The organism is Paenibacillus sp. FSL W8-0186 (assembly GCF_037969765.1).
In the GTDB taxonomy this organism is placed as follows: Bacteria; Bacillota; Bacilli; order Paenibacillales; family Paenibacillaceae; genus Fontibacillus; species Fontibacillus woosongensis.
On the sequence record NZ_CP150207.1, the window covers coordinates 4,594,619 to 4,607,936 of the forward strand.

Sequence of the window (13,318 nt, forward strand, 5' to 3'; positions counted from 1 at the left end):
TAAACCTATCTATCAATCACAAACTTCCGGTTTGCCTTCCTCGTCCCGCATGCGGAACGACTGGCCGCAGCCGCAGGAAGCTATCGCATTCGGATTATGGATCGTGAAGCCGCCGCTCATGCCGGATTCCTTGAAATCGATCTCCAGCCCGTTCAAGTAGCGGATGCTGTCTTTATCCACAACGACCTTCAGGCCGTTAACATCCATATGCACATCTTCCTCGCTCTCCTGGTCATCCAGGCCCATTCCATATGAGAAACCGCTGCATCCGCCCTCATTCACACCAAGACGAAGGAACATATCCGGTGTCTCCTCCTGCTCCAGCATCTGCTTAATGCGGGCCATTGCGCTATCTGAAATGTTAATCATCTGTCTTCACACTCCTTATCCTTACTTTATTAAAGTATACTCCACATCATCGTCCCCCTCAAGATATGTGATTTTTATTACATTTTGTTGCCCACTTACAATGGGAAGTTTATAATAGGGGAGGTGGTGGTACATACTGACTAATTGGATGCTCTCCAGCTGCGACGAAGCCGGCGGTCGGGTCTCTCATCCGATTATGCCAGCGCCGCCGGAGTCATCTTATGGAAACGGAGGTTATTATTTCATGTCTATTGCAATCAGCCCGAATATCGACAGCAAAATGGCGGACATCGTAGCGAAGGTCCGGCAAGGACAGCGTCTGACGCTGGAGGATGGGGTATATTTATATGAAAGCGATGATTTGTTGACCATCGGTCAGTTAGCTAACGAGGTCAATCTCAGGAAGAACGGCCGCAAAGTCTATTTTATCGAAAATATGAGCTTGTATTTTACGAACGTATGCGAATCCTACTGCGCCTTTTGTAATTTCCGCAAGGATCAAGGAGAGGAAGGCTCTTATACACTATCCGGCGAAGAGATGGTCGCTTATGTAGAGCAGCACATTCACCCGGGCATCCGTGAATTCCATATCGTTGGTGGCCACAACAATCATGTGCCGTTTCAATATTATGTAGATTCTCTCAAAGCGCTGAATGAGCGCTTCCCGGAAGTAACGCTCAAAGCTTATACCGCAGCGGAAATTGAATTCTTCACGCGAATCAGCGGCCTGAGTACACGGGAAGTATTAATAGAACTGCAAAAGGCCGGGCTTCAGTCCCTGACAGGCGGAGGAGCGGAAATCCTATCCGACCAATACCGAGAAAAAATGAAAGTCGATAAAGCGAACGTTGACCAATACCTCGATGTTCACCGTACAGCGCACCAGCTTGGCATGAAGACACATACGACAATGCTCTACGGAGCTATCGAGACCCACGAGGACCGCATCCGCCACATGCTGCAGATTCGCGATCTTCAGGATGAGACGAACGGCTTCATGGTCTTCATCCCGCTGTCGATGCAGCCGCGGAACAAAAATGCCGGCATTACCCGCCGCAACTCGGCCTATGAGGATTTGAAGACGATCGCGATCAGCAGGCTGATGCTTGATAACATTCAGCACATCAAAGCTTATTTTATCAACATCGGCGTACAGCTGACCCAAGTCGCGCTAACCTTCGGCGCTTCGGACGTGCACGGAACGATCATTAAAGAACGGATCAGCCATGCTGCGGGGGCACTCACTCCGGAAGGACTGACCCGCAAAGAGCTGATTTGGCTGATTCAAGGGGCCGGACGCATACCGGTAGAACGGGATACCTTCTATAACGAGATTCAGATTTACGAATAGAGCATCACTGACAGCCTTCAGGCTTCACGATGCAACACAGCGAGCGCTCTGAAGAACCGGACTAGAAAGGACATCGGTGAGATGAAACAATTCGTTATTCTTGGTGGGGGCTATGGTGGAACTGCCGTTATTCATGAACTGTTCAAGGGATTTATTCCCTCCGACGTTCAAGTCATTTTAGTAGACCGGATGCCGTTTCAAAGCTTGAAGACCGAATATTATGCTTTAGCCGCTGGAACGGCTTCCGATTATGAGCTGCGTGTACCGTTTCCGAGCTACTCGGGATTACAGATCAAATATGGGGAAATTAGCTCGATCGATTTAGACAGCCGTTTCATTCATTTTGAAGAGGGCGATCCGCTGGAATATGATCAGCTCGTTATCGCTCTCGGCTGTACCGATAATTATCATGGCATTCCTGGAGCACAGGAGCACTCCTATGGCATTCAGTCCTTCTCCGCTGTGCGTGAAGCCTACCTGCAGCTTAACAACATCAAGCCCTACGGCAAAGTGAACGTGGTAGGCGGAGGACTTAGCGGAGTGGAAATTGCCGCCGAGCTGAGGGAGAGCCGCCCGGATCTCAATATCAGCATCATCGACCGCGGCGCACGGGTACTGTCAGCGTTCCCTCCCAAAGTGTCCGGCTATGTTACCAATTGGTTCGAGGAGCATGATGTAGAGACATTATCAAACATCTCCACAACCGGGCTGGAAAAGGGAGTCATCTATCATGCGGACGGCGAGATCGCTTCCGACGTAACCATTTGGACCGCAGGGATCCAGCCCCCTGCCCTCGTGCGAAACCTGGAAGTCGGCAAGGATCGTCAGGGACGGGTATTGCTGAACGAATACTATCAAATTCCCGAGCATCCCGAAGTCTACGTATGCGGCGACTGCGCCAGCCTTCCCTTTGCTCCGAGCGCTCAAGCAGCCGAAGGGCAAGGCCAGCAAATCGCCCAGATCGCCTCGGCGTTATGGCGCGGTGAGCAGCCGAAGCTCCAGAAGCTGAAGCTGAAAGGCACCCTTGGTTCGCTGGGCAAAAAGGCTGGCTTCGGATTGATGGGCAAAAGGCAAGTAACCGGAAGAGTTCCGCGTATTCTGAAGAGCGGTGTTCTCTGGTTGTCCCGGCATCATATTGGCTAGCCGTTATCCGATTTCACGTCAGCTATCCTGCGAATGATGGCATCATATAAAGCGCTGGCTGTCTCGGCCTCCACGGTCTCGCCGTTGACCAGCGCATAAGGCGTCATGTAACACATGCCGCAGCCGGTGAGGCAGCCGTATTCGTAAACCTCGCAATCCGGATGCTGCTCCAGCCTTTTCATAATTTCATCCGTTCCGAAATGGGCATTGTTCGCGCAAAATTCTAGGATTATCTTCAATCTGGGCATCCCCCCATTTTATGAACCATTTAATTTTAACCTTATTTGTACTATAATATAAAGAGGAAAGGAGTTGAAAACAATGAGCGAAAATGTACAAGATAAATTGTATGACGAAGTATTGGAAGTTCTGGATAAACTTCGCCCCTTCCTGCAACGTGACGGTGGCGACGTTGAACTCGTCGATGTTGAAGATGGCATCGTTAAATTGAAGCTGGTCGGCGCATGCGGCAGCTGCCCAAGCTCCACCATCACCCTGAAAGCGGGTATCGAGCGCGCGCTGTTTGAAGAAGTGGAAGGCGTACAAGAGGTCGTCCAAGTATTCTAAACGCAAATAACTCCTTCAGATACAAACTCGGATTCAATTATGGAATCGTCGGCTCTGCTGACATACAGCTTCCATAATTTTAAGAAACTCGGCTTCTCCGGATCCCCGGAAAGGCCGAGTTTTCTTTTATTTGGCGAATCTGTCCGCCAGGACCGTCATCGTCAGGTGGGCTTGATCCATGGCCGGATCGGATCGAGTCCGCCGGAAATATCCATAATGTTGCCCGTAATGAAATCGGAATCTTTATGACATAAGAAGGCGATAACCCTGGAAATATCCTCACCGCTGCCCGGCCGCCCCAAGGGCGTTTCCCCGTCCTGCATTTGGCGTGCTTCTTCGATCGACATCTCTTTATTGTCCCCGCGAATGTCGCCTGGACAGACCATATTCACGGTAATTCCATAAGGCGCCTCCTCTACCGCAAGCGTCTTCGTAAAGGATACGAGCCCCGTTTTGGCCGCGGCATATACTGCGCGATGCGGCCAGGCCCGTGACTCCGCCGCATGTCCGAAGCCGAAATGAATGATTCGCCCCCAGCCCTTGTTCCGCATTCCCTGCAGTACGAAATGATCCAGCAGCATAGTTCCTACCAGATTCCCTTCAATCATGGACAATATTTCAGCCTGGGTATAGTCCGCAAACAAACGCCGTTCCCGAATGAACGGACCTGCATTATTGACGAGAATATCGACGGTTCCCAATTGGGCCGCAACTTCATTGGCCAACGCCTCGATTTCTTCGCGCTGCGAAATATCGGCTTTTATGGCAATACAGGATACCCCCAGCCCTTCGATCTGCCTTCTCAGGTCAAATGCTTCAGCTTCGCTATGTACATAGTTCAGTGCGATATGACATCCTTGTTCCGCAAGCGTCAGCGCCGTCCTTCTTCCGAGTCCTTTGGCGCTTCCGGTGATCAGGGCGACTTTTCCCTTCAATGTCCTTCTCCTCCTCATCCTACATACACATATATCAAGTATAAAAGATTTGAAGCATTCCCACAAACAACAAGGTTCAGACCATAAAGCAGAAGCTCAAGCTCCGGCTAATCAAGCTACAGCTAATCATGATGTAACGGAAAAGAGCAGCTTCCAACTACAATCCCTTATCGTGTTAAAGCAGCTTCTTCAGACAAAGGAACGAGAGCAGGATGAAGGTGATGGGGATACGGGTTTAGAGGATCCTCTGTATTTATTTTAGCGCATAGATTCATGTTCAGAGAATTAAATGGAAACCATGCATTAAAATAAGGCTGACTCGTGTCATCCTGCCTCAGCATTCATTTTAATGACAAGCGATCCACTTAGATGTACATTTTACGCCAGTTTTCAAATCTTATATACCAAAAATCCATTTATCCTGTTAGATTCGATACCGGATCATATGGAACACTAAAAAATCCCGCCCTCCCATAAAGGGAGGCGGGACTTGGATATTATACAAAAGGACGATTTAGAATACAGGAACCAATGCTCCCTCATACGTCTCTTCAATGAACTTTCTTACATCATCCGAAGTCAGAGCTGCCGCCAGCTTCTGGATCGCATCGGAATCCTTGTTGTCTGGACGTGCTACCAGCAGGTTGGTGTAAGGAGATTCCTTATCCTCGATGAAGAGGGAATCGTTAACCGGGTTCAGGCCTGCTTCGATCGCATAGTTCGTGTTGATCAAAGCGAAGTCTACTTCATCCAATTGGCGAGGCAGCATAGCCGCATCAAGCTCTTTAATATCTAGATTTTTAGAGTTCTCGACGATATCTGCTTTCGTTGCCGCAATGCCAGCGCCTTCCTTCAGCTTGATCAAACCTTGTTTCTCCAACAACAGGAGCGCGCGTCCGCCGTTTGTAGCATCGTTGGGAATAGCAACCTTCGCTCCGTCGGCAATTTCATCAGCGGATGTATACTTTTTGGAGTAAGCGCCAAACGGCTCCACGTGAATGCCTACTACAGGAACCAAATCCATGCTGTTTTTCTCGTTTTGATCATCCAGGTACGGCTGATGCTGGAAGTAGTTTGCATCCAGCTGCTTCTCGAACACTTGCACGTTCGGTTGAACATAGTCCGTAAATTCTTTGACTTCCAGTTCTACGCCTTCCTCTTTCAATTTCGGAGCGACGAACTTCAGAATGTCAGCATGCGGCACAGTAGCGCCCACAACCAGTTTAACCGATTCTGCCGGTGCGGATTGCTCCGCGTTTCCAGCGTTGTTCTGCGGAGCCTCTGCCGCACCGTTGCCATTGTTTTTGGCATTTCCGCAAGCAGCAAGTACCAGAACAAGCGCCAGCGTCAAGAAAGATAATGTCCATTTTTTCATTGCAGTATGCCCTCCTAATGAATATGTTTTTTTGAATAAGGATGTGCTAGATCTTTAGCAGCACGATATATATTGTAATTCCTTATTTCCGCGTAAAATAAATGACAAAACGATCGCCAATCATTTGCAGCAGCTGCACGAGAATGACCATAAAGACAACCGATACGATCATAACCTCCATCTGGTAGCGGTAATAACCGTACCGGATCGCCAAGTCGCCAAGTCCGCCGCCTCCGACCATCCCGGACATCGCTGTGTAGGAGACGAGCGTTACCGCCGTAATCGTCATTCCGGCGATCAGGCCGGGAAGCGCCTCAGGCAGCAGCACCTTGCGGATGACCTGCAGCGGGGAGGCTCCCATCGCTTGGGAGGCTTCGATAACGCCTCGGTCGACTTCACGCAGCGCAGTCTCAACGAGACGTGCGAAGAACGGAGCAGCTCCGATGACCAGCGGCGGGATCGTTCCCTGTACGCCCATCGATACCCCAACGATAGCCCGGGTCAGCGGAATAAGCGCCACGATCAGGATGACGAATGGAACCGACCGGAGAATGTTGACGATCAGCGACAGAACTCTATAGAGCAGGCCGATAAACCAATGGTTCGAGCGCGAGAAGCTGTACAGCAGAATCCCGAGCGGCAGGCCGATCAGAAAGGTAAACAAGGTCGCATAGCCCATCATGAGCAGCGTATCGCCCGTGGCGACGCGCATCTCGTCCCAGTTCACTTTGGAAAAATCCAAATTCGACATTACCCGATCACCTCCACATCAAGATCGCGTTGCCGCAGCAGCTCCAGCGTCTCATCTACCTTGGCATTGTCTCCTTCGAAGGATACCGTCAGCTGACCGTATGGCGTATCCTTAATCGTTGAAATCGTGCCCTGCAGGATGGCGAAGTTGACCCCCGTCTCCCGGACGACCTGAGACAGTACGGATTCATAGGTTTTGGCGCCCAGAAACGTGATTCTGACCAATCGCGCCCATGCTGGCAGCGGAACCGAGGAGGTCTGTCTAAAGCCTTCGTCGCCGGCTAGCTCCCGGCTGATGAATTCGCGCGTAACCGTATGCCGCGGCTTCAGGAACACTTCGGTCACCGGCCCCTCCTCAACGATGCCGCCCTGATGAATGACGGCAACCCGGTCGCAGATACGCTGAATGACATGCATCTCGTGCGTGATCAGCAGAATGGTCAGATGAAATTTGCGGTTAATCTCCAGCAGCAGATTCAGGATAGAATCCGTCGTCTGCGGATCCAGGGCTGACGTCGCTTCGTCGCAGAGCAGCACGTCAGGGTCGCTGGCGAGCGCCCGGGCGATGCCGACCCGCTGCTTTTGGCCTCCGGACAGCTGTGCAGGATATTTTTTCTGATGCTGAGTCAGGCCGACGAGCTCCAGAAGCTCGTTCACTTTAGCGGCTATTTGCAATTTCGGAACGCCCATCAGCTTCAGCGGAAATGCGATATTATCATATACGGTCGCCGAGGACAGCAGATTGAAATGCTGAAAAATCATCCCGATTTTCCGGCGCTGCTGCTGAAGCTCTCTCCGCTTCAGCTTGGTCAACTCCACGCCGCCTACCCAAACCTCGCCCTCCGTCGGCCGCTCTAGTAAATTAATGCAGCGGATGAGCGTACTTTTGCCGGCCCCGGAATGACCGATGACCCCAAATATTTCGCCCTTTTTCACGGTAAGGTTCAGCCCGGACAAAGCAGTGGTCGCTTTTTTTTTGTTGCCGTATGTTTTAGTGAGCTGTTTGAGTTCAATCAAGCTAGTGTCCCCCCGTTACACATAAATAGACTCCTTATAAAATTAACCCTTCCGCGTACTGCCGATCATATAAATAAAGAGCCCTGCAGATTCCGAGGGCTCTCTTTACGTAAAGACAATGCCTTCTCATCTACCAAAACCGCTCGCTCTTTCACGCCTGCGATCTTGAAGGAATTAGCACCATGACATTTGCCGAAAGCTGCGGTATCCATGCCACACTTCTTTGCAAATCGGTTGCTGGGCTTCATCGGGCCTTTCCCTCCGCCTCTCTTGATAAGAAAATATGAAATTTTATGAAAGAACATCATTGAATTTTTCTGAAACTATTCTAGAAATAGAGTATAGATTCTTTCCTTGCGTTTGTCAAAGGAAATTACTTTATATCTAGGCGCTGAATCTGTTTAACTTTTTTCCATCTTTGGTTCGTGTAAACAAATACCGTATGCAATGTCTCGCACACCATCCTATACCCATGCTCCAAATCGTCCAGATTCTTGTCGAGGTCTTCTAGCTCGAGCTTGTTGTTCAGCCCCTGATGCCGCTGCCACAAGTCATCCTGCATTTCCGCGTTCATATAGTGGATTTCGGTATTGCGGCGGCGGCGCAGCACGCTCATCGCTTCCTTGTGCCTGTCCTTAATAGCAAACAGGTCGTTCGCCAGCTCCGGATGCACCTTCAAATACCTGAATTGACGCAGCACTGTGAAATAGGAAAAATGCGCCTTCACTTTGGACGTCTTCAGATCAAACAGCTCGTTCAGCACCGTTCCCAGCTTGTCCAATATGGAGAAAACGCGAATGAACCCATCCTTGTAGAAGTACACGTACCGGGCATAATCATTCTTCTCAGCGGGAGGCATATCCTCCAAATAATCATGCGTAACCTTCCGCCGAAAATAATTAGCCGCATATTTGCACTGCTCCAGCTCATCAAGGGAAGAAACCAAGCCGAAAATCCATATTTCCAGCTTGCGAAAATCATGCGAGGGATCTTGATGCAGCTCCATTTCTTTTCGAAGCAGCTTGATTGTCTTGTCCATGGCTTCCATCGTATCCGCCAATATTCCTTCATTCCGTCTCGGTGGTTCGCCAAGCAGTGCGCGCAGCATATCCATTCCTCGCTTCCCTGGATGAGATCACAGCTTTAGTGTGACAGGCATTGAACTAACTCATAAGACCGTGCTTCAATAGCTTACGATTGGCCGGGTTTGATCGCTGTTTCCTGCTTCTGTCCCTGCGCCTGCTCGCTATGCAGGCGGCTCATTTGCCAGGTTCGTACGCATAAATAGGATAGCACTCCGAACAGGGCTGCCAACACGACGATATGCGCTAGCGACGTAAACAAATAAACGTGATAATTGTTCATCGTAAAGACGATGCCTGCCCCGGTAAATATCTGAATGACTGCAAGAATCGTCGCCGTCAATCCCAAAGCACGCACCTCGCCGTTGCCCGGATGCTTCCAGTAGGCAATATGCCCCATGATCGCAATGAGGATCATCAGCAGTGCAGCGGCCACCCGGTGGATAAAGGCAATCGCCACGCCGCCCGTCAGTTCTGGAACCAGTTGACCGTTGCAAAGCGGCCATCCCAGACACCCGCCTGCGGAATCGGTATGGCTCACGTATGCGCCAATGTATACGACGATATAAGTATAACCCGTCGCCGCCCATACAAGGTTGCGGAAGGCCTTGGACACCCGGACGGCCGGAGCCGAAGGAGCCCGTCCCTGCCTGGCTTCATCCTCGCGGATGCCAAGCGCCAGCATGATCGAGCTGGCAAAGGCGATCAGCGAAAAGCCGAAATGCAGCGCCATGACCGCCGACGACGTCGGATAAACGACGGCCATCGCGCCCATAAAAGCCTGAACCATTACAAATATTAGGGCCAGCAGCGCGTAGGTCTGCAGGTCTTTGCGATTCTTGCGGTACCTCCAGAAGGCCACGAACGCCGCGACGGCAAGCAGGCCGGCAGCCCCGCTGACCGCCCGGTGCGAGTACTCAATCAATGAGGCTACCGTGTGGGCCGGAACGAATTTCCCATGACAGAGCGGCCACTCGTTGCCGCAGCCAAGGCCCGATTCCGTCTTGGTGACAACGCTTCCTCCCAAAGTAGCCAAAAACATAACAAAACAGGAAATATAAGCGATCCATTTCAGTTGCTTCGTGTTCAAAGGTTTCTCACCTGCAATTTAGGATAATAAGAACCGTGTTTCTTATCAATTATTCGTTTTCCCATAAATCATTCTTCATTATAACCGATAAGGAACGGGACGACATAGTGAAACTGTGACAAAATATTCAAAAATAAAACATCGCCCCCCGGTGATTTCGAAGGGCGATGTGATTTTTGTTATTGAGATTAGCTGTTTGAACTGAATAACTCCGCGGCTGCCTACTCTTTTCTTTCGGGCGTATCATGAAGCGTGTGATATACATCCAGCGCTTTGTTCAGGAAATCCTCGATCTCTTCGCGCGACTTCCGCAGCTTGTTTACGAATCTGACCAATTCTCTTCCATCGGCATAGGCCACAAAGCTTGGAATGCCCAGAATGTTCTGCTCCTGGCTGACTTCACCCACTTTGTCTACGTCGACTTCGATGAGAGTCAAGCGATCCGCATACTTCTCCTCGACCTCCGGCATGAAAGGATCGATAAACTTGCAATCGCCGCACCAGTCCGCTTTGAACACGGCGACGACCAAATTGCTGGATTGAATGCTGACGTTGAATTCTGCGGCGGATGCCACTTGTTTCACTTGGACCATTCCCTTCTGTGTATCGTTCTTTAATTAAGTCAATCAAAATGAAGAGTGGAAGTCAAATCTTTAGGCCATACTTTGTAATAACAACGTGTGAAAATAAAGCGAGGGACTCACATGAAGCAGAATCGTCTTACACAGCTGCTGGTGAACCTGCCTTCTGCGGTCAGAGATGCAATCCGCGGCAAAGCGGAGGACATCGCCAATTCCACCAAGCTCCGCGGGGACCCTCTCCCGCTGGATTGGAACGAAGCAGCCGCCCGCACCGTCTCCGGGGAGATCGAGGAACTCCTGAAGCGGGGGGCGGCTTACCGGAATCAGGACGACGAGGAACTAACCCGAACCGACCGGGAGTTGGCCGAGGATATTCAGACGGCTACGAGCCGCGCCGGAATCAGCAACATTACGCGCACCGCCGCATATCTGGAATGCTATGAGGCCTGCCCGGAGCTGCACTGGGCCTTTCTGGCCCACATCGTATCCCGGAACGCGGGCTGGAATATGACCGACCTCCGCGGGAGCCGGGTCGCCGATATGCTGAGCGAAGAAGGCAAGCGGGCCACTTACCGGTTTCTGGAGCGCAGCAATGCGCTTATTTTTCAAGATGCCTACCCGCAGCTGCTGCTGTACCGGAAAAGCCGCGAACTTGGCGCAAGCCAGTTCCATCTGCTGCGGTATTTCAGCGTATCGCGGTTCATGAGGCCTTTCTGGGAGCGCTTCTGGATTGACCGGGGCAGCGCGCTGCTGACCGTCGGCCTGATCATCAATGAGCAGAACTATATCGAGCAGCGGGTTATCCGTCACCCTTTCTACCAGCGGCATGTCACCGAGAAATCAAACTTCCATCTATATAGTTTGTCCGGCCTCAACCAGCTGATCATCCCGCTTCGCGAGGGGACGAGCGTGACCCGCCTGGCCGGCCGAACCGTCACCGACTTCGGCAGCCTCCCCGCCCGCATCGCGCTAGGCAAAAGCCTGTACGCGATGCTCATGGGCCTTGGCGCCGTGCGCAGCGGCGCCGAGGCCTTCGCGCGAGCGGTGCCGCACAGCGGCTCGCGCGCCGATTATTGGCCGGACATCTTCACGGCCAATAAAGAAGAAGCTCTGACCACACCCTTGCAGGGGTCAGAGCTTCTTGAGAGCGAGACGCTGCCGCCCGGCGAGCGTCTCTACAGCCCCAAGCTCCTGGATGCTTGGGGCGACACGCCCTATGAGCCAATATCCCGTGAGGATTGGCTCAAGGACACGAGCGCGCTGGACGGCATCAGCGCGCCTCAGACGCCGCTGCTCTGCGACATCAGCCGCGAGCACCGGACGGGCGTGCTGAAGACCGCGCTCGCCCATGATGCTGCCGAATCCATCAAGACGGATTAGCGGCCTTGGCTCGGCTGTCCGCCGCGCTGCAGACGCATCAGCGGGGACAGCAGCTTGCGCAGCGGCCCCGGATAAGTTGCAAGCTCGTCTTTCCGGACAACGCGGAGCACGACCAGCAGCACCGGGTACAGGCCGACGACCGCCAAACCGACGATGCAGCAGGTAATGAAGAAGGCCAGACGGTCCGGCAGCACGGATACCAGGTGGATGCCCGCCTGATTGAGGCCGTAGCCGACGCCGGACAGCAGGGCGACTGTTAACAGGAAGCCCGTCCAGCGGCCGCCCATGATGGAGAAAGGCACGATTTTCTTCATCGTTCTGACATTCAGCAGCGTAATCGTCAGGAAGCACAGAATCGTTGCGAGGATGATGCCGTAAATCCCCAGCAGCGGGGCAAGCAGCAAGCTGAGCGCCAGCTTCACCGTTACGCCGATGCCAACGTGAACCATAGAGAGGTTCACCTTGTCGACCCCGATGAGGATGGAATTGCTGATCATCATCGTGATCTGAAAGATCGTCCCGAAGGTCAGCATCGCGATAATGCTGCTGCCGTCACGTGTACTGAACAGCAGCCCATTGACGGAATAAGCCGCTGTAGTCAGCGCGATGACCATAGGCATCCCCGTCAATACCGACACTCGCATCGCGAGCGTGACCTGCTGATGGAGATGCTCCTCGTCCTTCCGGGCAAATGCAGCCGAAATGATCGGCAGCAGCGACGTGCTGAGCGCGATCGCCAGAATCGGCGGAATGCCCGCGATCATTTGGGCGCGGTTTCCAAGGATACCGAGAATATATGTCGCCTGCTCCGAACCGATATGCTGGCTGAGCAGCGGTTTCAGAATCGAGCCGTCGATGAAATTGACCGCAGGCACGGTCAGCGAAGACAGCACGATCGGAATCGACAGCTTGAAGATTTCCAAATAAATTTTGGAGAAAGGCAGCCGGTTGGGATCATCCTTAGCCTGCAGCAAGCCGTCCTTCTTGTCCTGACGCTTCGTCTTTGCGTTGAAATACAGCATGACGATCAGCGCAGCCACGCCCCCAAGCACAGCTCCAAACGTCGCCGCCGCGGCAATCTCCTCGCCCTTGGCGTTCATATGGTACAGCACAAAGGCCAGCGAAATTCCCGAGCCCACGCGTACGATTTGTTCAATGACCTGCGATATGCCGCCCGCAATCATAATATTGCGCCCTTGCAGATAACCGCGCATGATTGCAATCAGTGGAAAAATCAGCAAGGCAGGAGCCAGCGTCCTGATCGCGATAGCCGCCTCCGGCACGCGGGAAGCCGCCGCATAATAAGGCGCGGCAAAATATAGCAGCAAAGACATAACAATGCCGGTAACAGCAGCAAACCAGAGCGCCGCCTGATATATCCGCTCCGACTCGGCTGGCCGGTTAAGGGCATGGCGTTCGGAGACCATTCGGCTTAGCGTGCTTGGCAGGCCCGCGGTAGCGAGCGGCAAAAGCATAAAATAAATCCCGTTAGCAAGGACATAAGATGCGTTCCCGACGTCTCCCAATATATGCTCTAACGGTACGCGCTGAAATAGGCCAAGGAGCCTTGCGATCAGCGCGGCACCAGCTAAAATCAACGTTCCTTTAACAAATGATTCCTTCTTGGACAACGATTTTTCCTTCTTTCCACTCGATTAGGCAAGAATCTAGCCTTCCC

General features: G+C 52.2%; 14 protein-coding genes and 1 riboswitch. Of the genes, 4 read left to right on the forward strand and 10 right to left on the reverse strand.

The genetic code is table 11. The annotated features are described in order from the left end of the window. Positions 1–12: 12 nt before the first annotated feature. On the reverse strand, positions 13–369 hold the full coding sequence (locus tag MKX50_RS20480) for an iron-sulfur cluster assembly accessory protein (protein ID WP_155612677.1): 357 nt from the start codon (positions 367–369) through the stop codon (positions 13–15). 244 nt (positions 370–613) lie between these two features. Here MKX50_RS20480 and mqnE point away from each other — a divergent pair, with 244 nt between their 5' ends. Both mqnE and MKX50_RS20490 read left to right on the forward strand, forming a co-directional pair. Continuing rightward, entirely contained in the window at positions 614–1,720 is a 1,107-nt protein-coding gene (mqnE, locus tag MKX50_RS20485; protein ID WP_155612676.1) for an aminofutalosine synthase MqnE, read from the forward strand. Positions 1,721–1,801: 81 nt separating this feature from the next. Continuing rightward, on the forward strand, positions 1,802–2,863 hold the full coding sequence (locus tag MKX50_RS20490) for an NAD(P)/FAD-dependent oxidoreductase (protein WP_155612675.1): 1,062 nt from the start codon (positions 1,802–1,804) through the stop codon (positions 2,861–2,863). Here the strand turns inward: MKX50_RS20490 and MKX50_RS20495 are convergent. Then, positions 2,860–3,111, reverse strand: coding sequence for a YuzB family protein (locus MKX50_RS20495; RefSeq protein ID WP_283925730.1), 252 nt, complete (start codon positions 3,109–3,111; stop codon positions 2,860–2,862). The two genes, MKX50_RS20490 and MKX50_RS20495, sit on opposite strands and share 4 nt — an antisense overlap. A 73-nt stretch (positions 3,112–3,184) precedes the next feature. Here MKX50_RS20495 and MKX50_RS20500 point away from each other — a divergent pair, with 73 nt between their 5' ends. Beyond that, positions 3,185–3,430 carry a NifU family protein gene (locus MKX50_RS20500; RefSeq protein ID WP_055105863.1) on the forward strand — a complete coding sequence of 82 codons (246 nt, stop codon included), beginning with the start codon at positions 3,185–3,187 and terminating at the stop codon, positions 3,428–3,430. Positions 3,431–3,591: 161 nt separating this feature from the next. Here MKX50_RS20500 and MKX50_RS20505 read toward each other — a convergent pair whose 3' ends face one another. The 7 genes from MKX50_RS20505 to MKX50_RS20535 all read right to left on the reverse strand — a co-directional run bounded on the left by MKX50_RS20505 (position 3,592) and on the right by MKX50_RS20535 (position 10,263). Then, positions 3,592–4,365 carry an SDR family oxidoreductase gene (locus MKX50_RS20505; protein WP_339157690.1) on the reverse strand — a complete coding sequence of 258 codons (774 nt, stop codon included), beginning with the start codon at positions 4,363–4,365 and terminating at the stop codon, positions 3,592–3,594. 514 nt (positions 4,366–4,879) lie between these two features. After that, positions 4,880–5,740, reverse strand: a complete 861-nt coding sequence (locus MKX50_RS20510; RefSeq protein ID WP_283925733.1) for a MetQ/NlpA family ABC transporter substrate-binding protein — start codon at positions 5,738–5,740, stop codon at positions 4,880–4,882. 82 nt (positions 5,741–5,822) lie between these two features. Further along, complete coding sequence (locus MKX50_RS20515) at positions 5,823–6,491, reverse strand: methionine ABC transporter permease (protein WP_155612671.1); 669 nt, start codon at positions 6,489–6,491, stop codon at positions 5,823–5,825. Next, a complete protein-coding gene (locus MKX50_RS20520; RefSeq protein ID WP_213593200.1) occupies positions 6,491–7,507 on the reverse strand; it encodes a methionine ABC transporter ATP-binding protein in 1,017 nt (338 codons plus the stop codon). The genes MKX50_RS20515 and MKX50_RS20520 overlap by 1 nt, the downstream gene beginning before the upstream one ends. A gap of 123 nt (positions 7,508–7,630) precedes the next feature. Further along, positions 7,631–7,787: riboswitch (SAM riboswitch) on the reverse strand. 93 nt (positions 7,788–7,880) lie between these two features. After that, entirely contained in the window at positions 7,881–8,615 is a 735-nt protein-coding gene (locus tag MKX50_RS20525) for a Cthe_2314 family HEPN domain-containing protein (RefSeq protein WP_213593491.1), read from the reverse strand. 83 nt (positions 8,616–8,698) lie between these two features. Further along, a complete protein-coding gene (locus tag MKX50_RS20530) occupies positions 8,699–9,679 on the reverse strand; it encodes a heme A synthase (RefSeq protein ID WP_213593198.1) in 981 nt (326 codons plus the stop codon). Between the two features lie 221 nt (positions 9,680–9,900). Next, positions 9,901–10,263, reverse strand: a complete 363-nt coding sequence (locus MKX50_RS20535) for a thioredoxin family protein (protein WP_213593196.1) — start codon at positions 10,261–10,263, stop codon at positions 9,901–9,903. 120 nt (positions 10,264–10,383) lie between these two features. On the opposite strand from MKX50_RS20535, the gene MKX50_RS20540 reads away from it, so the two are divergent. Then, positions 10,384–11,640, forward strand: coding sequence for a DUF2515 family protein (locus MKX50_RS20540; RefSeq protein WP_213593194.1), 1,257 nt, complete (start codon positions 10,384–10,386; stop codon positions 11,638–11,640). Here the strand turns inward: MKX50_RS20540 and MKX50_RS20545 are convergent. Further along, positions 11,637–13,271, reverse strand: coding sequence for a polysaccharide biosynthesis protein (locus MKX50_RS20545; protein WP_213593192.1), 1,635 nt, complete (start codon positions 13,269–13,271; stop codon positions 11,637–11,639). The two genes, MKX50_RS20540 and MKX50_RS20545, sit on opposite strands and share 4 nt — an antisense overlap. Between the last annotated feature and the right edge of the window lie 47 nt (positions 13,272–13,318).

What these genes read in the sequence shown, in the direction of transcription:
- MKX50_RS20480 (WP_155612677.1), bottom strand. Translation starts at nt 369, where the DNA reads ATGATTAACATTTCAGATAGCGCAATGGCCCGCATTAAGCAGATGCTG.
- mqnE (WP_155612676.1), top strand. Translation starts at nt 614, where the DNA reads ATGTCTATTGCAATCAGCCCGAATATCGACAGCAAAATGGCGGACATC.
- MKX50_RS20490 (WP_155612675.1), top strand. Translation starts at nt 1,802, where the DNA reads ATGAAACAATTCGTTATTCTTGGTGGGGGCTATGGTGGAACTGCCGTT.
- MKX50_RS20495 (WP_283925730.1), bottom strand. Translation starts at nt 3,111, where the DNA reads ATGCCCAGATTGAAGATAATCCTAGAATTTTGCGCGAACAATGCCCAT.
- MKX50_RS20500 (WP_055105863.1), top strand. Translation starts at nt 3,185, where the DNA reads ATGAGCGAAAATGTACAAGATAAATTGTATGACGAAGTATTGGAAGTT.
- MKX50_RS20510 (WP_283925733.1), bottom strand. Translation starts at nt 5,740, where the DNA reads ATGAAAAAATGGACATTATCTTTCTTGACGCTGGCGCTTGTTCTGGTA.
- MKX50_RS20515 (WP_155612671.1), bottom strand. Translation starts at nt 6,491, where the DNA reads ATGTCGAATTTGGATTTTTCCAAAGTGAACTGGGACGAGATGCGCGTC.
- MKX50_RS20525 (WP_213593491.1), bottom strand. Translation starts at nt 8,615, where the DNA reads ATGCTGCGCGCACTGCTTGGCGAACCACCGAGACGGAATGAAGGAATA.
- MKX50_RS20540 (WP_213593194.1), top strand. Translation starts at nt 10,384, where the DNA reads ATGAAGCAGAATCGTCTTACACAGCTGCTGGTGAACCTGCCTTCTGCG.